We start from the raw sequence: 17,852 nt of genomic DNA, 5'->3' as shown, positions 1-17,852 counted from the left end.
ACTCTTCTTTATTATTACTTTAAAGCCTTATTTTAATAATTACGTTCTCCAAAAATAGCACTTCCTACTCGCACTATGTTACTGCCGTGTTTTATGGCAATTGAGTAATCACCACTCATTCCCATAGACAGATGAGTGAAGTTATAATCGTCTTTTACTGAATCGTATATTTGTTTCAGTTTTTTAAACTCTTCTGAAATTTGATTTTCATTATCAGTAAATGTAGCCATTCCCATTAAACCAATCACTCTTACATTTTCATACTTTTGAAATGCTTCAGAAGCTAATAACTCTAGCGCTTCATTTTTATCAAGACCAAATTTACTATCCTCTTCGGCAATTTTAATTTGAAGCAAACAATCAATAACCCTATCTACCTTTTTTGCTTGTTTATTAACTTCTTTCAATAACCGTTTACTATCCACAGAGTGAATTAAACTCACAAATGGAGCCATATATTTCACTTTATTACGCTGTACGTGACCAATCATGTGCCACTCGATATCTTTTGGCATTTCTTCCCATTTGGCTTCCATTTCTTGTACTTTATTTTCGCCAAAAATACGGTGACCGGTGTTATAAGCTTCCATAATTTCTGAAACCGGTTTTGTTTTTGAAACTGCCACTAAGGTTACATCTTCAGGAAGATTATTTTTAAACTCTTTAATATTTTCTGAAACACTCATAGTCTATTTTTTCTATATAGCTTAAAATACAAATAGCTTATAAAAACAACGGCTATTTGTTGAGAAGATTTTAAGGATACTAAAATTCGTAAATGGTAACGCCACTGCGCAACTTTGGCAAGACAAAAGTTGTTTTTGGGGGCATTTTTAACCTTTCATCTGCAATATTTTTCATTTCAGAAACACTTACAGGTAATAATCCAAAACCTACTGTAAACTCACCGCGATCTACTACTGTTTGTACATAGGCCATATCACTTTTGCCGTCTGTATATTTAATACGTTGATCGTTGCGCAAATCCTCAATACCCAAAATAGGTTTTAAAATAGTGGTAAACAATATTTGAGCATCGAGTGCGTCAAGCGCGTTATTGATGGTATAACTGTTTTTACGAAGGTATAAAGAATAAAACTCACCATCCAGATACATACTAAAGTTCTGTTTTTGAGTTGGTTTGTAATATTCTAAACCTCTATTCTCAATTCGGAAAACAGCATCTAGTTTTATAAGAAATTCTTCCTTGCTTAATCCGTTTAATCCCTTTACCAATCGATTGAATTCGTAAATTTTTAAATCACTCTCCGGAATTAAATAACTCATGAAAAAATTATAAGATTCATCCCCGGTATGATGATCGTTTTCTTTTTTTAAATCTTCTGCCAATAAAAAGGAAGAAGCGCTACGATGGTGACCGTCTGCAATGTAAAGGCTGTTCATTTCAGAAAACAGCTTGCTTATTTTTGAAACTATTTCATCATTATCAACGTTCCACAAGTAATGTGTGTCTCGATATGTGGTTGTAAATTCATACTCTGCTCGAGTAGTCATTACATTTTCAACAATAGCCGAAATTTCTTTATTATCTGGATATGTAAGTAAGACGGCTTCGGCGTTAAACCCTACTGTTTTTAAATATTCTTTAAAAACTACTTCTTTATATTGAAGGGTTTCTTCGTGCTTTTTTATTACATCGTTTTTATAATCTTCGGTACTGGCAGCAGCGACAATTCCATTAAACTCAAGTCCGTCTCTGTTTACAATTTTATAAATATAAAAGCTGGGTTTTTCATCTTCCATAAAAACTCCATCTTCTTTAAACTCTTGATATCGGTTTTTTACTAATGAGTATCGTTCTTCACCAGAAATTTCTTTGTGATATTTATAACCGGGATTAACGATATGCAAAAATGAAAATGGATTATCTCTCAATCTAGATTCCCTTTCTTCTTGAGTATAGCTATCATACGACCGCGCCGCGAGCAAACTTACTTTGTCGCGGGTAGGGCGTACTGCTTTAAAAGGGATTATTCTTGCCATTGCTTACTTGCTCAACAAATAATGATAATTATTTTCTGAATTGGCTAGAAACATGTTCTGCTTTACGGCTTTCACTGTAATCGTAAAAACCTTCTCCGCTCTTCACACCCATTTTTCCTGCTGTAACCATATTTACTAGAAGTGGACATGGTGCATATTTTGGGTTTTTAAATCCGTCGTACATAACGTTTAGGATTGAAAGGCAAACATCTAGACCTATAAAATCTGCTAATTGTAGTGGCCCCATTGGGTGTGCCATACCCAACTTCATAACGGTATCAATTTCTTCAACACCAGCCACGCCGTTGTATAAAGTTTCAATAGCTTCATTAATCATAGGCATCAATATACGGTTTGCCACAAAGCCAGGATAGTCGTTTACTTCAACAGGTACTTTATTTAATTTTTTTGAAAGGTCTTCAACTGTGTTATATGTTTCGGTACTGGTACTGTATCCTTTAATGATTTCTACAAGTTTCATAATAGGCACCGGGTTCATGAAGTGCATCCCAATTACTTTTTCTGGACGTGAAGTAACAGCAGCAATTTGTGTAATTGAAATTGAAGAAGTGTTACTTGCCAAAATGGTGTCTTGCGAACAATAAGAATCTAAATCTTTAAAAATTTTCAGTTTTAAGTCTAAGTTTTCAGTTGCTGCTTCAACAACAAGGCTAGTGTTTTTTACACCTTCTTCCAAGTTTGTGAATGTAGTAATATTGGCAAGGGTGTTTTTTTTATTTTCTTCTGAAATTTTTTCTTTTGCAACCATTCTATCCAAGTTTTTGGTAATGGTCGCCATACCTTTATCTAGAGACTCTTGAGAGATGTCAATAAGTTTTACTTTATAATCATTTTGAGCAAATGTGTGGGCAATTCCATTTCCCATAGTTCCTGCTCCAATTACTGCAATATTTTTCATTTTATAATTTTTTAAAATTTGTAATTATCTGCATTGCTACGCGTAATGCTTCGGTACCTTGTTCAAGACTTACTACCGGTTTTGTATTATTGTTAATGGCATCGGCAAACGTTTCCAATTCATCCAAAATAGCGTTGTTATTATCTACCTTAGGGTTGTCAAAGTAAATTTGTTTTTTAACACCTTCGGCATTGGTTAATATCATAGCAAAATCATCGGGTGTTTTTGGTGCGTCTTTCATTTTTACTACTTCACATTTCTTCTCTAAGAAATCTACTGAAATATAGGCATCACGCTGAAAAAACCTAGCTTTACGCATTTTTTTCATAGAAATTCTGCTTGCTGTAAGATTGGCTACGCAACCGTTTTCAAACTCAAGACGTGCGTTGGCAATATCTGGTGTATCACTAATTACAGAAACACCACTGGCGTGAATATCTACTACTTTTGAATTAACTACACTTAAAATAGCATCAATATCATGAATCATTAGGTCTAACACTACCGAAACATCTGTTCCGCGAGGATTAAACTCTGCCAAGCGGTGAGATTCAATAAACATAGGGCTTTTAATCTTATGGTTTACTGCCATAAACGCAGGGTTAAAACGTTCTACGTGACCTACTTGCCCTTTTACCTTATGAATTTTTGCTAGTTCTAGTAGCGCTTCTGCTTCCGGAACTGTGTGTGTTATAGGTTTTTCTATAAATAGATGTTTACCTGCTTCAATAACTTGTTTTGCAGCATCAAAATGATACAATGTAGGGGTTACTACATCTACCATATCACAGGCTTCAATTAAAGCTTCCATCGAGGAGAACCTTTTATACCCAAATTCTTTTTCTACTTTTTCTGAAGCTTCTGGACTTTTATCATAAAATCCTACCAAGTCATATTTGGTAGATTGCTTCAGTAATTTTAAGTGAATTTTTCCAAGGTGTCCTGCACCTAACACTCCGGCTTTTAGCATCGGTTTCTGTTTTACGCAAAGGTAACGGTTTTCATAGTAAATTACGAAGGTGATTAAATATTTACCATTTCATAAACTATTGACTTTCTGTTTCTTTTTTCAGAAGAAAAATAAATACTGATTTATTATTGGTTTTTGTCTATTGGTCATTGAAAAGTTTGTTTATTTTGTAGCTTAAAAGTACCATCGTGAAAGATACGTTTACACATAAAGGCATGAGAAAACGTTTGGTTGAAACGTTAAAAGCAAAAGGAATTCAAAACTTACAAGTATTGGATGCTATTAACGCTATACCTCGACATTTGTTTATGGATTCTAGCTTTACAGAGCATGCGTATGTTGATAAAGCGTTTCCTATTGCTGCAGATCAAACCATTTCACAACCTTATACAGTAGCACGGCAAACCGAATTGTTGAATGTAAAAAAAGGTGATAAAGTACTAGAAATAGGTACAGGTAGTGGTTATCAAACGGCTGTGTTGCTAGAAATGGGTATTACTGTTTTTTCTATTGAACGTCAAAATGAACTTTTCAAAAAAACGAAACGGTTTTTACCAAAATTAGGGTATCGTCCCAAACGTTTAATTTTTGGTGATGGTTATAAAGGTCTCCCTGAAGAAGCTCCATATGACGGAGTAGTTGTTACCGCCGGTGCTCCTTACGTTCCTAAGCCACTTATGGCACAATTAAAAATAGGGGGAAAGCTTGTGATTCCTGTTGGTGAAGATGTACAAATTATGACCGTTTTTACACGTACTTCAGAAAAGGAATTTGAAAAACATGAATTTGGAGAGTTTCGGTTTGTACCTTTATTAGAGGATAAAAATTAGTCTAAAAACCCTAAAAACTTTAAACCAAAGACAAAAGCACCATCGCTGTTTCCATTGTAATACGACCGTACATAATCTAGCCTCAAAAATCGGAAATTGCCTATTCCCAAATTATCAATACCTACTGAAAACTCACTATACGGTTTATTGTTTTCTATGCTTAAAAGATGTGCTCCGGCAACCAGATTAAAATTTAGTTGATTAACACCGGGAATTTTACCTAATATCCAGCCTTTAAAATCGTGTTCAAGATGGCCTTCAAAGTAGTTTTTATTGGTGCTTAACTGATAATAAGGAAGTAAATTAAAAACATTGGTATAATTAGATGAAGTGCCAATTCGGGTTTGGTTTCCATTGAAATGTTGATAATCTACAAAGCTTATGTTTTCTCCATTAAAAAAAGTACCTCCTTTTAGACGGTAAGCAAACTCACCTTTGTTACCTGTGTTGATAGATTGATACACACTGGCTTTTAATTGACTATAATTATAATCTTTATTTGATGCTCCTAAACCATTCTCAAAGGTTATGTTGAGCGCAGGGTATTTGTTATTTCCTAAATTGTATTTTCCGTCGGGGTAGGTCATATACTTTTGACCAAAAGTGATAGCTGCAGAAATGGTTGTTTTAAAAAGTTCGTGTTCTGTAATTGCTGCATTATCAAAATCTGATGAATTTATGGGATTGTTTGAAGTGTATGAAACATCATCGTTTGGAATGGTTACATAATCTGTAGTATTAAAAAGTGGTTTACGTTGTTCAAAACCCGCGTTTGTAAACAACCGTAACCCATTAAAAAGTTCTTGACTATAAGCTATTTTTGCGTGGTTTAACTCATATACTTTCATATAATTGCGCTCAAAAAATAGAGTTGAAACAGTGTTTACAATAGGTGAAATGGGTTCATTTGCATTGAATTGTTGTACTTTACTTCCGCCAAAAAGTGATAAACGCAATCTATTGGTACGGTTGAAGTTTTTGGTTATTCCGCCGGTAAAACGAAGTCTGTCTTCAGAAATTCCATACGTAGCATCGCCATAAATAGAAAGCCATTCTGTTTGGTTTTCGTCATACCATTTAAAATATTGAAGACCTGCAGCGGCATTCCAACCTTGAACGGTGTTAAAATTTATACCCGGAATAATTCCTTCATAATTTAACCGCCATTTGTTGTAGGTGTTTTTATAGGTATATCCGGTTATAGGATCTAACACCCTTAACTTATTTGAAACCGCATCTACCGAGTCTAAATATTTTTTAGATTTCCGAAGTTCTTGAATGCTGTCTTTTTTTATGTAATCTTTCAACTCTTCATTGGTTAAAGGAACGGGACGTGTTCCTTTCCAAAAAATACTGTCTTTTTTGTTGGCATTTTCAGTAAACAATAATACTTCATTACTAAAGGTGTTTTCTGAAAATTGAGGTTTAAAATCGTAGTTACTATATACGGCAATAAATTGACCATCTCCTTGAAAGCCTAAAAATTTGAACCCAAAATCTATGGTTTGTGAACGCTTTACCCAACTATCTGTTTTGGTATCAAATTTAAAATTTTGTTTAAAAATTAATTTTGTAACCATAGGCACTTGAATGGCAGTGCCTGTTGTGGTAAGCTCGGTTCCGTAGAGCTGCCAATCATCTTCAACAATATATATAAAACCTTCCCAAACGCGATCTTTTGGTCTTTTGGGAGTTACTTTAATTTTATTGATGAGTTTGTTTTCTTCATAAAAAACCCCATCAAGTTTATATTTATAATAGTTTAACGCATTATCTGCTATGGGAGAAACAATAGCTGCATTAATATCAATTGTGTTTTCATAAAAAGAAAAATTGGCATCTTGGGCACTGTTAAAGCTAAAACCATTGTCATTTCCGCTTACTTTGCTGGCTATAATTTTTTCTTTAAAATTGTCTGGTTTTTGGTACGCTATTTCACTAATAGTCTCAGAGAGGTAAATGATTCCGGTTCGGGTTGAATCAAGTGCTCCATCAAAATCTCCTACTTCTTGCCCCAATATTTTTTCAGGTAAATCTTCAACTCGCCAGATACCTCTTGAATAAAAATCTGCAGTATATGCTGAATTTTTTTCAAGGTTTAATCTTCGGTTGTTAATAGTTTGTCTAATAATTCGATACGCAGGATCTTCGCCATTATTTAAAACTACTTCATCGAGGCTTACAGATTCTTCTTGTAAAGTAACATTTAAAACGTGGGGTAGTGACGTTGCATTAATGGTTTTGGTTACTGTTTTATAACCCAAAAACTGAAAAATTACTTGATACTGGCCTGTTTCAGAAATGGTTAATTTATAATTTCCATTATCGTTGGTTGTAGTGCCTTTGTAGGAATCTTTAAGATATATGTTTACAAAAGGTAGTGGATTGTTTTTGGTGTCGGTAACTTTTCCTACTAGTTGAGCTTGAGCAATTGCTGAGGTTAAAAAAACAATAGCGAGTAAAATTCTGGTCATAGGTATCAGTTTTTTTTAAAGACGACTGAACAATTGCTATTGTTACTATAATAACAAAACTTTAAGTTTATTTAATTATTAAAAGCTTTTTTAATTCGGCTTAAGTTGCGCTTGCTTTCGCGTTTTTTTATTGTTTCACGCTTATCATATTGCTTTTTACCTTTAGATAGAGCAATTTGAAGTTTTGCCAATCCGCGATCGTTTGTAAATAATTTAAGCGGGATGATCGTTAAGCCTGAGTTTTTAACCTCTTTCTCGAGCTTTTTCAGCTCATTTCGGTTTAAAAGTAACTTTCGTTCGCTTTTTGGGTTGTGATTAAAACTAGTAGCGTGTGAATACTCTTGCACCGTCATGTTAATTACAAAGAGTTCATGATTTTGAAATTCACAAAAACTCTCTGCTATAGAGGCTTTACCTTCTCTAATAGCCTTGATTTCGGTTCCTGCCAACACAATACCGGCTACATAGGTGTCTAGTATTTCATATTCAAACCGAGCTTTTCGGTTTTTAATATTTACGTTTTTCTGAAGTGTCATAGACAACAAAAATAAGAAGATTCACGTACTATCCTTTTAAAACTATCATAACTTTTGCCGCTTATTGTGTACTTTTGATAATAAAATAACTGAAATGAAAAATGTTGTAATTCTGTTTTTGTTCTTTGCAGTAATTGCTTGTAAGGAACAGACCGAAAAAAACGAGCAGGTCATTGCCAATAAAGAATTAACGGCTCAAGATATTATTGACAAAGCCATAAAAAAATCGTGCAATGGAAATTGTAATCAAGCTGAAATAACATTTACTTTCAGAGAAAATAGTTATAGAAGTAAACGCTTAAAAGGTGCTTTTGAGCTAGAGCGTGTTGCAAAAGATTCTATAGGTGTGGTGCGAGATCAGCTTACAAATGAGGGCTTTACACGATCTGTAAATGATGTAGAATTAAAAATAGCCGATACAACTGCCAAAAAGCTAAGCAACAGCGTAAATTCTGTTCATTATTTTGTACAACTCCCTTATGGATTAAACGATGCTGCAGTTCAGAAAAAACTAGTAGGAACCGACACTATAAAAGATACTTCCTATTATGAAATAGAGGTTACTTTTAAGAAAGAAGGTGGCGGAACCGATTATGATGATGTGTTTGTTTATTGGATCAATAAAGAGCGTTTTACAGTAGATTATTTGGCTTATAAATATGAAGTAAATGGTGGTGGTATACGCTTTAGAGAAGCTTATAACCCTAGAACTATTGAAGGTATTCGTTTTGTTGACTATAATAATTATAAAACCGATAACCTTCAAACACCATTGACACAGCTAGACGATCTTTTTGAAAAAAATGAACTAGCGTTACTCTCAAAAATAAAGACTGAAAACGTCTCGGTAAAACTGCTTAATTGATAGTCATTACTTGAACAGCTGTTTTATTTCCTGCAACAGTGACTATATATAAACTTCCGTTGTCATTGTCGTTCATATTTTGATATCGCTGTTCACCTATAATCTTGTTAACAAATTGTGGAGTAGTATTACTATGGCCAACTACTAGTACAGTTTTACCTTGCGTACGCATCTTAAAATCTTCACTATAAAGATTATTTGCAGAATACGGTGTTAGTTTTACATCACTTTGTAATGAAATTGCCGATACCGTTTGTTGTGTTCGTTTATATTCGGTAGAATAAATTTCATCAAATTTTATTTTCTGAAATACTTTGGTCCACAATGCAGCCCGAGCAATTCCTTTTTCATTGAGAGCAGGATCATCATTAGTAGAATCTGTGCGGTTTTTTTCTGCGTGACGAATTAAATAATACGTCGTTATTTCTGGGTTTTCTACTATAGGTTCAGGTTGTTTAATGTCTTTACAAGAGGCAAAGCTCATTATTAATACTAGAAGGAGAACATTCCGTTTCATGTTTTTCTTTGAAAATAACATTTTTTAAGAAACTTTAGTAATAAAATAACGATGTAGTTTCAAATTTTACCATTCCATTAATGATTTGGCGTGTGATATCAACGTAACTTTATTCTTATAAACCTAAAAAAACAAAACTATGAACTCTGAACAGATTAAAGGAAAATGGAACCAAATTAAAGGAAACGTCAAACAAAAGTATGGTGTTGAAATGAATGATGATGAAACCTTCTCTGAAGGAAAATTTGACGAAGTAGTTGGTAAAATTCAAGAAAAAACCGGTAAAGCAAAAGAAGATATTAAAAAAGAAATTGCCAGCTGGTAATTAAAATTTGAAACAACACATTTTTAATCCGCTTACATTGTTAAGCGGATTTTTTTTATTAAAACTCATCCAAACATTTTAAAAAGGGGAAAATTCCCCATTGGAAATCAAGTGTTTACCCTCCATTATTTAATAGAGTAGCATGTAAGTTTGTGATGTGATCTTTTATAGAAACCTGTTGTAAGTTGCTGGTAATTTGAGTTTTATATCAAATGTTACATAATTACAACATTTTGAAACATATGTTTCACTTTTATAAAAAACTCACCCATACTTTTAGAAAACGAAATCAAACTTAAAATCTATCAAATTATGAAACTCTTTAAATTTCTTCTCTCTCTAGTATTAATTATTGGTTTATCTGGAGTAAGTCATGCACAGTTTTTTAAAAAACTAAAAAAACGGGCAGAACATGCAGTTGAGAGAACCGTACTTAACAAAACCGACCGAGAAGTATCAAAAACTACAGATCAAACAATTGATGGTGTGATTAAAGGAGACGGTAAAAATCAAAATAATGAAGGAAAAGATTCAAAAGAATTATCAGATGAAGAAAAAGAAGCTGCAGGGAAAAAAATAAGTTCCATGTTTGGTGGAGGGCTAGAAGGCGTACCAGACAACTACACATTCTCTTATGCTGTGACGTATCAAATGACATCAAATAAAGATCAAATTCCTTTTGAGTATTTATTACAACCAGATGCGGCTTACTTCGGAAATAAGATGCCAGATTCAAGAGCAAACAGCACTATTGTATATGATTTGAAGAAAAATATAATGGTCACTTTTATGGATGATGGAAGTCAAAAGATGGCGATGAAAATGAAAATGCCCAATATGAAAAAAGTGCAACAAAAATATGGTGATAAATTATTTCCTGAAAAGGGAGATGATCAAATACAGATTATACCAATTGAAGGTAAAAACATTTTGGGATATGAGTGCTTAGGGTATAAAGTAATAAGTAAAGACGGTGAAGGAAAAATGTGGTTTACCAATGATGCGCCGGTAAGCTTAAATGGAGTTTTTGCCAATTTTAAAACATTACCAAAAACAGGTCCCTACGCCAATATGCCAATTAATGAAACCTCATTGATAATGGAAATGGAGTTTCAATCTAGTAAAAAACGTAAAGATAACATGCATATGATTTGTACTGATTTAAAAAAACAAACACTTGTCATTGAGAAAAAAGACTATAAATCTGGTATGTAAAACAACTAATTAAAAGGTGTAGTTATGAGAAAAAATAAACTTATTATGTTACTTTTTTTTACTCTTATAATGTGTGCTCCTATATACTCACAAATAGATTTATTTGATGATGAGGATGGTAGCGATAATCAAGCAGTCCAGGAGACGTTTTTTGGCATACACAATATGAAGTTAATTACAGGTAATGAAGAAGCTGGTCCAGTAGGTAACTGGATGTCAGATGCATTGGTAACAATGAACGATGCAGCTTTTAAGGATGCTCCAAAAGAATATTTGGCAGCGAGGTCGGTCATTAGGAAATCTCTTCAGGTTAATAATTATTCTCAGCAGGTTGCAGATTCTGGAACGAACAATCTTCCTTGTGAAGACCGAAAAAAAATATTGGAAAAGTACTCCCTTTTCTTAGGTACGCTTTATTTGGATATGTTTAATATGGATTTTTTTCTAGATGAAAACCGTGTTTTCAATGATGAAGAACTGGCTAATATCTATCTCGCATTAATAGATGTCTCAGGGCTTGAATTCTACAGGGGCTATTTAAACAATCATTGCTCAAACGATCTAAACGACAAAACCGTATTGGATTGTGGAGAAATTACAAAAAAAGATATGGGCTTACAGAAAGAGCTAGATAATGTATTGCCCAATATGGCAAAAATAATGAAAAACTTACATCCCTCAAATGTAGCCCAAGAAGCCGTCAATGTAACTAACTTATTAAGCTCTTTGCCCTGTAACAATTAGAGTACCATGAATATAAAAAACAGCTACATAAGTCTAATATTAATCACATTACTGATTTCCAATCTATACGCTCAAAAAGTAGAAACCGTTCGTGTGGAAATTGAAAAAGAAATTCCGGGAGAATCTTTTTCAGACAATAGATTTGAAATTGATTTTTGGGTGCAAGCAGAAAATTTTTCATCCATAAACGTATCAAAAACTCAACTGCTTTTCCTGAAAGATGATACCGGAAAAGATCTTCACAAAGCTCACAAACAAGCAATTGTTGCTTATAATGATGAGTCTGAACGATTGGCTAAAAAAGGCCACTATAGGTTTTCAACTAGTACCGAGAGTCTTTTCAAACCACAAGATTGGCGAGCTATGCAAGATACAATAGGCTTTAGGGCATCTATAAAAAGTGGATTGGTTACTCCCGCAAGCAGCGCTACCAAGGTGCACGTAAAAATGAAGATAGGTTATTTTACAAAGTCTTCTATAAGTAAAAAGGATAGTGTTGAGGTTAACGTTACATCGCTCTACACGACTCCATCTATTTTATTTCAGGGTAAAGAAGTACAACTTGATAACACATCAAGTATGAGTAATGAAGAGGGAAGGTTTATCATTTATAGAATTCCTAAAAATGAGATTATGGCTTCCATAGAAAAAGTACAGGTTTATAATATGGAAGGAAAACCACTTAAAGGTATTTCAGGAGGAATGGGGTCTTATGAATTTATGGTTGAAGAGAAACAAACTAAAAAACCGCTTAAACTTATACTAACATATGTTCCTGTTTCAGAAGAAACTATAACTATTGATAAATGGATAACATTAGGATTATAAATACTATAAAATAACAGTTAGGCATTCTGTCTTTCCTGTGTTTGGTGGGGTTTTATTACATAGTAACATACCAATTTAATCAAGAAGAGGAGCTTGATTATAGCATAAGGTGTACAGACAGAATCCTTACTGTTATTCATCACTTAATACTTTAATTATGGAAAAAACACAGACAAACACCGCGCAAGACACAGAACAAACAATAACTGCAAATGATGGTAAAACCATAGCGGTAATTGCTTATTTAACAATCGTAGGTTTAATCATTGCTTATGTAATGAATAATGAAAAGAAAAATGAATTTGGAGCCTATCACATTAGACAATCTGTGGGATTAGCAGCAGCTGGTATCGCTCTTGGTGTAATTGGACTTATACCTATATTAGGATGGATTGTAAGTGTAGTAGGTACACTACTTCTCATTTATATGTGGATAATGGGGCTTGTAAACGCGATGAATGAAAAGAAAAAACCTTTACCATTCTTAGGAAAAAAATTTGAAGAGTGGTTTAAAAGCATTTAAAATTTGTGATGGTAGTAACTCCCCGGTTATACATTTCACAACTATTGTTATAGACAATACGTTTTGGAAATATGAACATACTTAAAATAATCGCAATACTAATTGTCTTCATAGGATGTAAAGAACCTAGTATTAAAAGAGTGCCAGCTACTGTTGAAGATACTTTTGTTTCAAATGTAAACACATTACAACCAGAAAGTGAAGAACAATCAAAAACCAATCACATAAGTAAAACCTTAAATTCACACTTAAAAAAATATACAATTAGCGTGGATAATCAAAAGCAATTTAAAAATTGGGAGTATGGCGAAGCTACTATTTTTTTGGTTACACAACCTTTTAAAAGAAAAAATAAAGAAGAAATACAAATAGGCAAAGTAGAGCAAAATGGCTCATTTTATTTTAACCTACCAGAGACAGTTTCTTATGATAGAACAATATCAAGTTTTTTTACTTGTGAAATGAATAAAACAGTTACAAAAGCAGAATACAAATCACCCAATACAGGTTTGGTTTCAGCTTACTTAAGTGTTCGGAAAAATGAAAATGAAATAGGTCTGCTTAGCTTGGCAACATCAAAGCAACAAGAATATAATAATTCACCTTTCGGAAAATATCATGGAGCAATTGGGTATCGTTTAAAGTTATGGTTTGCTGATGAAATTACCGGAATATATTCAATCTGTAACCGAAGTATTGAAGCAACTAATAACGCCGAGACCATAAAAGAAATCACTATAACAGATACTTATAACTTATCTTTTAATAAAGGTTGGAATTTTGTAAAAACTGAAACCATCGATAATCAAATGGTAGGTGAGGTTTCTTATTATAAATTAAGAAACTATACTGTTGAAAGTGAAATACCCACTAACGCAAAGTGGATATTTAAAGAACTTTAATTGAAGTGAAACCTAACTAGCCAAATTTTCACTAAACAAAAACACCCTGAAACATTCTCTTTTCAGGGTGTTTTAGCTTACCAATCAATTATAAACAAAACATATTTATTTGTATTAATAATTAAGCAGGTTTCAAGATATTTCAGTTTTCTTCAACCAAATCTGTTTGATTTCTAAAAACAAGTCGATTCTCAAAGCTATCAATCAAAATAATACTATCAGTATGAACTTTTCCTGAAAGAATTTCTTTTGAAAGTTCATTTAAAACTTCTTTTTGAATTACTCGTTTTACAGGTCGAGCGCCATACTGAGGGTCAAACCCTTTTTCAGCTAAATAAGCAATAGCTTCTTCGGTTGCATCAATAGTGATATGCTGTTTTGATAACATCTTGGATACACCTTTTAATTGTAAACCAACTATTTCTTTAATATCATTACGTGTTAATGGTGTAAACATAATAATATCGTCAATTCGGTTTAAAAACTCTGGACGTACTTGTTGTTTCAGTAGGCCTAAAACTTCAATTTTAGCACCTTCCATAGCTGTATCAGGGTCTTTTACGCTTTCAAACTTCTCTTGAATAATATGGCTACCCATATTGCTTGTCATAATAATTATCGTGTTTTTAAAATCGGCTACACGACCTTTATTATCTGTTAATCTTCCTTCATCAAGTACTTGTAAAAGAATATTAAAAGTATCTGGGTGTGCTTTTTCTATCTCGTCAAGCAATACCACTGAATATGGTTTACGACGCACAGCTTCGGTCAATTGCCCACCTTCATCATAACCCACATATCCTGGAGGTGCACCAACTAGGCGGCTTACACTGTGGCGCTCTTGGTATTCACTCATGTCTATACGTGTCATTGCGTTTTCATCATCAAAAAGATATTCGGCAAGGGCTTTTGCAAGTTCAGTTTTACCAACACCTGTTGTACCTAAAAATAAGAACGAACCAATTGGTTTTTTCTCATCTTGAAGTCCTGCACGGCTTCGTCTTATAGCGTCACTTACAGCGACAATTGCTTCTTCTTGACCTACTACGCGTTTATGAAGCTGTTTTTCTAGATTCAGTAATTTTTCACGTTCGCTTTGTAGCATTTTGGTTACCGGTATCCCAGTCCATTTTGCGACTACTTCGGCAATATCATCATTTGTAACTTCTTCTTTTATTAGCGAACTTTCACTTTCGTTTTCGGCCAGTTCGGTTTCTAGTTTTGATAGCTTTTCTTGGGTATCTTTAATTTTTCCGTAGCGTAACTCGGCCACTTTCCCAAAATCGCCTTCTCGCTCGGCACGTTCGGCTTCCAGCTTTAAATCTTCTACTTCTTTTTTAAGATTTTGAATGCTATCTACTACCTCTTTTTCACTTTGCCATTTTGCATTAAGCTCATTACGTTCTTCTTTTAAGTTTGCCAAATCTGCTCGAAGGGTTTTTAACTTAACTTCATCTTTTTCACGTTTTATGGCTTCAATTTCAATTTCTAGTTGCATTATTTTTCGGTCCAATACATCTAGCTCTTCAGGTTTTGAATTGATTTCCATACGTAATTTTGAAGCAGCTTCGTCCATTAAATCGATAGCTTTATCTGGTAAAAAGCGGTTGGTAATATAGCGTTGTGATAGCTCTACGGCTGCGATAATTGCTTCATCCTTGATACGTACTTTGTGGTGAGTTTCATACTTTTCTTTAATACCACGTAAAATTGAAATGGCACTCTCGGTATCGGGCTCATCTACTGTTACTTTTTGAAAACGACGCTCAAGCGCTTTATCTTTTTCAAAATACTTTTGGTATTCGTCTAGCGTGGTTGCTCCAATAGCACGCAGTTCACCGCGCGCTAGGGCAGGTTTTAATATATTTGCTGCATCCATAGCTCCTTGGCCACCACCGGCACCTACAAGGGTGTGAATTTCATCAATGAAAAGGACAATATCGCCATCGCTTGTGGTTACCTCTTTAATAACCGCTTTTAAACGTTCTTCAAACTCTCCTTTAAACTTTGCACCGGCAATTAACGCGCCCATATCGAGTGAGAAAATTTGCTTGGTTTTTAAGTTTTCGGGTACATCACCATCTACAATACGATGTGCAAGCCCTTCGGCAATTGCAGTTTTACCGGTACCAGGCTCTCCAACCAACATTGGATTGTTTTTGGTACGGCGTGATAAAATTTGAAGAATTCGTCTTATCTCTTCATCTCGACCAATTACAGGATCTAGTTTTCCGTCTTTTGCTAACTGGTTGAGGTTGCGCGCATATTTGTTTAACGAATTGTAAGTGTCTTCTGCGCTTTGAGAAGTAACCCGGTCTCCTTTGCGAAGTTCTTCAATAGCAGCTTGTAAGCCTTTTTCAGTCACTCCTTGATCTTTCAAGCTTTGCGCGATATTACTTTTAGATTTTAAAATAGCCAATAACAAATGCTCAATAGAGACGTACTCATCATTCATTTTTTTAGCTACAATACTTGCCTCATTTACAGTTTTACCTGCTTCACGAGAAAGCATAATATCACCACCTTCTACTTTTGAAAAACTTTCTAATTGCTTGTCTAATACTTGCTGAAGTAAAGCAACGTTTACATTTAATTTCTTCAAAATAAATGGTGTTACATTTTCATCTACTTCAAAAATAGCTTTGAGAATGTGTTCATTTTCTATTTGTTGATGACCAAATGCTTGCGCTATTTGCTGCGCTTGCTGAATGGCCTCTTGACTCTTTATGGTAAAATTATTAAAGTTCATTTTTTATATAGTGTTGTCTGAAGTAAAATACTTCTTATGTTTTTATTGATTTTTAAATCTCTATTTCAAAATATGAGCCATTTTAAAATTAAGACAAAATGTCTGTTGTAGAGCTACTTGTAGCAGACATTATGGCTGAAACTAGTTTTCTGTTTTATAAAAAATTTCAGAAAAACTAATTAGTAAGATGCTACCTTTGTGAAAAAAGATATTTTATGGGATTTTTAGACATATTTAAAAAGTCAGAACGCGATAGAGCTAAAGAAGAACTAGTAGAGACTCCTTGGCATGTGCTTTCTTCTATGAAACAACTAGACGATATTACAGCTGAATCTAAAGATAAACCTGTAGCTATATTTAAACATAGCACTCGTTGTGGAATAAGTAGAATGGTGTTAAAGCAATTTGAAAAAAGCTATGACTTACAAGATGATCAACTCACATTGTATTTTCTAGATTTGCTAGAAAATCGTGATGTATCAAACGAAATTGCGGCACGCTTTAAAGTGCATCACGAAAGCCCTCAAATGATTGTTTTAAAAGATGGCGAAGTGATACATCATGATTCGCACCAAGGGATTAATGCTGAGCATTTGAAGAGGTTTGTTTAAATATATAAATAATATGCGTCATAAATATTTTGTAAGCTTAAGCATTATTACATTAGCTTTATTTTCATGTAAAAATCTTTCTTCAACAAATCAAATTTCTGAAACTACAAATAATGTAGATACCTATGGAATTTTAGGAGTTGTTTGGCAACAAAATTCTGCAGAATACAGAGCGCTTTGTTACCAAGCTTTCAATACAGCAAAAAGTAAGCTTGAAGCTGCAATTATAAACAATTCAACATCAAGTAAGCCATTGGCTATTATTACAGATATTGATGAGACTATCCTTGATAACAGCCCATATCAAGCTACTCGTGCAATTAACGGAAAACCATACACTAGTAAATCTTGGATAGAATGGGTTGATCAAGTAGCTGCAGAGGCAGTACCCGGAGCTATAGATTTTTTAAATTATGCCGACAAAAACAATGTTACTGTGTTTTATATTTCAGATAGAAAAGATAGAAGCACGGCTGTTACCTTGCGAAATTTAAAAAAAGCACAAGCACCTAATACAACTGAAGAATTTATCTTTCTTAAGAAAAAAGGAATGAATAAAGAAGTACGTCGTCAAAAAGTGTTGGTAAATTATAATGTTGTCATGTATCTGGGGGATAATCTTTCAGATTTTTCAGAAGTATTTGACAATCAAAAAACCGAAAAAAGAAATAATTTAAGTGATTCTTTAAAAAGAGAATTTGGGAGCAAATTTATTGTACTCCCAAACCCTATGTATGGTGCTTGGCAAACAGATGGAATTTATGAAGGCAATTACAACTGGTCACCTGCTCAAAAAGATTCAATCCTTCGCTCAAGCTTAAAAAAATATTGATTTGATAT

Annotated in this window: 18 protein-coding genes; 10 read left to right on the top strand and 8 right to left on the bottom strand. The window is 33.7% G+C overall.

Features of this window, described 5'->3' with window-relative positions:
* Nucleotides 1–32: 32 nt before the first annotated feature.
* From INR76_RS13775 to INR76_RS13760, 4 genes are all read right to left on the bottom strand, one after another.
* The gene (locus INR76_RS13775; protein ID WP_223108531.1) at nucleotides 33–686 is read right to left on the bottom strand and encodes a YggS family pyridoxal phosphate-dependent enzyme; all 654 of its coding nucleotides are present in this window, start codon (nucleotides 684–686) and stop codon (nucleotides 33–35) included.
* A gap of 79 nt (nucleotides 687–765) precedes the next feature.
* Nucleotides 766–2,004 (bottom strand): DUF1015 domain-containing protein, encoded by a 1,239-nt coding sequence (locus INR76_RS13770; protein WP_223108530.1) that lies wholly within the window; start codon nucleotides 2,002–2,004, stop codon nucleotides 766–768.
* Nucleotides 2,005–2,032: 28 nt separating this feature from the next.
* Nucleotides 2,033–2,923 (bottom strand): 3-hydroxyacyl-CoA dehydrogenase family protein, encoded by an 891-nt coding sequence (locus tag INR76_RS13765; RefSeq protein WP_223108529.1) that lies wholly within the window; start codon nucleotides 2,921–2,923, stop codon nucleotides 2,033–2,035.
* Nucleotide 2,924: 1 nt separating this feature from the next.
* Entirely contained in the window at nucleotides 2,925–3,893 is a 969-nt protein-coding gene (locus tag INR76_RS13760; RefSeq protein ID WP_223108528.1) for a Gfo/Idh/MocA family protein, read from the bottom strand.
* Between the two features lie 188 nt (nucleotides 3,894–4,081).
* Between INR76_RS13760 and INR76_RS13755 the strand changes: the two genes are divergently transcribed.
* A complete protein-coding gene (locus tag INR76_RS13755; protein ID WP_223108527.1) occupies nucleotides 4,082–4,723 on the top strand; it encodes a protein-L-isoaspartate(D-aspartate) O-methyltransferase in 642 nt (213 codons plus the stop codon).
* On the opposite strand, the gene INR76_RS13750 is transcribed toward INR76_RS13755, so the two are convergent.
* Together INR76_RS13750 and smpB are read right to left on the bottom strand one after the other, a co-directional pair.
* The gene (locus INR76_RS13750) at nucleotides 4,720–7,197 is read right to left on the bottom strand and encodes a DUF5686 and carboxypeptidase regulatory-like domain-containing protein (protein WP_223108526.1); all 2,478 of its coding nucleotides are present in this window, start codon (nucleotides 7,195–7,197) and stop codon (nucleotides 4,720–4,722) included. The two genes, INR76_RS13755 and INR76_RS13750, sit on opposite strands and share 4 nt — an antisense overlap.
* Before the next feature lie 71 nt (nucleotides 7,198–7,268).
* Complete coding sequence (gene smpB, locus INR76_RS13745; RefSeq protein ID WP_223108525.1) at nucleotides 7,269–7,733, bottom strand: SsrA-binding protein SmpB; 465 nt, start codon at nucleotides 7,731–7,733, stop codon at nucleotides 7,269–7,271.
* 94 nt (nucleotides 7,734–7,827) lie between these two features.
* Here smpB and INR76_RS13740 point away from each other — a divergent pair, with 94 nt between their 5' ends.
* Nucleotides 7,828–8,598 carry a DUF6503 family protein gene (locus tag INR76_RS13740; RefSeq protein ID WP_223108524.1) on the top strand — a complete coding sequence of 257 codons (771 nt, stop codon included), beginning with the start codon at nucleotides 7,828–7,830 and terminating at the stop codon, nucleotides 8,596–8,598.
* On the opposite strand, the gene INR76_RS13735 is transcribed toward INR76_RS13740, so the two are convergent.
* Entirely contained in the window at nucleotides 8,591–9,115 is a 525-nt protein-coding gene (locus INR76_RS13735) for a histidine phosphatase family protein (RefSeq protein ID WP_223108523.1), read from the bottom strand. The genes INR76_RS13740 and INR76_RS13735 overlap by 8 nt on opposite strands.
* A 139-nt stretch (nucleotides 9,116–9,254) precedes the next feature.
* Here INR76_RS13735 and INR76_RS13730 point away from each other — a divergent pair, with 139 nt between their 5' ends.
* The 6 genes from INR76_RS13730 (at nucleotide 9,255) to INR76_RS13705 (ending at nucleotide 13,652) form a co-directional block, all read left to right on the top strand.
* On the top strand, nucleotides 9,255–9,440 hold the full coding sequence (locus INR76_RS13730) for a CsbD family protein (RefSeq protein ID WP_223108522.1): 186 nt from the start codon (nucleotides 9,255–9,257) through the stop codon (nucleotides 9,438–9,440).
* Between the two features lie 312 nt (nucleotides 9,441–9,752).
* Entirely contained in the window at nucleotides 9,753–10,655 is a 903-nt protein-coding gene (locus INR76_RS13725) for a DUF4412 domain-containing protein (protein WP_223108521.1), read from the top strand.
* 24 nt (nucleotides 10,656–10,679) lie between these two features.
* Nucleotides 10,680–11,399, top strand: a complete 720-nt coding sequence (locus INR76_RS13720) for a hypothetical protein (RefSeq protein ID WP_223108520.1) — start codon at nucleotides 10,680–10,682, stop codon at nucleotides 11,397–11,399.
* A gap of 6 nt (nucleotides 11,400–11,405) precedes the next feature.
* Nucleotides 11,406–12,227 carry a hypothetical protein gene (locus INR76_RS13715; RefSeq protein ID WP_223108519.1) on the top strand — a complete coding sequence of 274 codons (822 nt, stop codon included), beginning with the start codon at nucleotides 11,406–11,408 and terminating at the stop codon, nucleotides 12,225–12,227.
* A 157-nt stretch (nucleotides 12,228–12,384) separates the two neighbouring features.
* Nucleotides 12,385–12,750 (top strand): DUF4870 domain-containing protein, encoded by a 366-nt coding sequence (locus INR76_RS13710; RefSeq protein WP_223108518.1) that lies wholly within the window; start codon nucleotides 12,385–12,387, stop codon nucleotides 12,748–12,750.
* Between the two features lie 71 nt (nucleotides 12,751–12,821).
* A complete protein-coding gene (locus tag INR76_RS13705; protein ID WP_223108517.1) occupies nucleotides 12,822–13,652 on the top strand; it encodes a hypothetical protein in 831 nt (276 codons plus the stop codon).
* A 142-nt stretch (nucleotides 13,653–13,794) separates the two neighbouring features.
* Here INR76_RS13705 and clpB read toward each other — a convergent pair whose 3' ends face one another.
* Entirely contained in the window at nucleotides 13,795–16,401 is a 2,607-nt protein-coding gene (gene clpB, locus INR76_RS13700) for an ATP-dependent chaperone ClpB (RefSeq protein WP_223108516.1), read from the bottom strand.
* A 215-nt stretch (nucleotides 16,402–16,616) separates the two neighbouring features.
* Between clpB and ytxJ the strand changes: the two genes are divergently transcribed.
* Nucleotides 16,617–17,012 carry a bacillithiol system redox-active protein YtxJ gene (gene ytxJ / locus INR76_RS13695; RefSeq protein ID WP_223108515.1) on the top strand — a complete coding sequence of 132 codons (396 nt, stop codon included), beginning with the start codon at nucleotides 16,617–16,619 and terminating at the stop codon, nucleotides 17,010–17,012.
* 13 nt (nucleotides 17,013–17,025) lie between these two features.
* The gene (locus tag INR76_RS13690) at nucleotides 17,026–17,844 is read left to right on the top strand and encodes a 5'-nucleotidase, lipoprotein e(P4) family (RefSeq protein ID WP_223108514.1); all 819 of its coding nucleotides are present in this window, start codon (nucleotides 17,026–17,028) and stop codon (nucleotides 17,842–17,844) included.
* Nucleotides 17,845–17,852: the final 8 nt, after the last annotated feature.

This window comes from Marixanthomonas sp. SCSIO 43207 (genome assembly GCF_019904255.1).
Classification (GTDB): domain Bacteria; phylum Bacteroidota; class Bacteroidia; order Flavobacteriales; family Flavobacteriaceae; genus Marixanthomonas.
The sequence above is the reverse complement of the archived record's forward strand: the minus strand, read 5'-3'. Positions and strand labels throughout refer to the sequence as shown.

Coding starts and splice junctions, on each gene's coding strand:
- INR76_RS13775 (WP_223108531.1), bottom strand. CDS start 686: ATGAGTGTTTCAGAAAATATTAAAGAGTTTAAAAATAATCTTCCTGAA.
- smpB (WP_223108525.1), bottom strand. CDS start 7,733: ATGACACTTCAGAAAAACGTAAATATTAAAAACCGAAAAGCTCGGTTT.
- INR76_RS13710 (WP_223108518.1), top strand. CDS start 12,385: ATGGAAAAAACACAGACAAACACCGCGCAAGACACAGAACAAACAATA.
- INR76_RS13730 (WP_223108522.1), top strand. CDS start 9,255: ATGAACTCTGAACAGATTAAAGGAAAATGGAACCAAATTAAAGGAAAC.
- INR76_RS13725 (WP_223108521.1), top strand. CDS start 9,753: ATGAAACTCTTTAAATTTCTTCTCTCTCTAGTATTAATTATTGGTTTA.
- INR76_RS13740 (WP_223108524.1), top strand. CDS start 7,828: ATGAAAAATGTTGTAATTCTGTTTTTGTTCTTTGCAGTAATTGCTTGT.
- INR76_RS13690 (WP_223108514.1), top strand. CDS start 17,026: ATGCGTCATAAATATTTTGTAAGCTTAAGCATTATTACATTAGCTTTA.
- INR76_RS13750 (WP_223108526.1), bottom strand. CDS start 7,197: ATGACCAGAATTTTACTCGCTATTGTTTTTTTAACCTCAGCAATTGCT.
- INR76_RS13770 (WP_223108530.1), bottom strand. CDS start 2,004: ATGGCAAGAATAATCCCTTTTAAAGCAGTACGCCCTACCCGCGACAAA.
- INR76_RS13735 (WP_223108523.1), bottom strand. CDS start 9,115: ATGAAACGGAATGTTCTCCTTCTAGTATTAATAATGAGCTTTGCCTCT.
- INR76_RS13765 (WP_223108529.1), bottom strand. CDS start 2,923: ATGAAAAATATTGCAGTAATTGGAGCAGGAACTATGGGAAATGGAATT.
- ytxJ (WP_223108515.1), top strand. CDS start 16,617: ATGGGATTTTTAGACATATTTAAAAAGTCAGAACGCGATAGAGCTAAA.
- INR76_RS13720 (WP_223108520.1), top strand. CDS start 10,680: ATGAGAAAAAATAAACTTATTATGTTACTTTTTTTTACTCTTATAATG.
- INR76_RS13715 (WP_223108519.1), top strand. CDS start 11,406: ATGAATATAAAAAACAGCTACATAAGTCTAATATTAATCACATTACTG.
- INR76_RS13705 (WP_223108517.1), top strand. CDS start 12,822: ATGAACATACTTAAAATAATCGCAATACTAATTGTCTTCATAGGATGT.
- clpB (WP_223108516.1), bottom strand. CDS start 16,401: ATGAACTTTAATAATTTTACCATAAAGAGTCAAGAGGCCATTCAGCAA.
- INR76_RS13760 (WP_223108528.1), bottom strand. CDS start 3,893: ATGCTAAAAGCCGGAGTGTTAGGTGCAGGACACCTTGGAAAAATTCAC.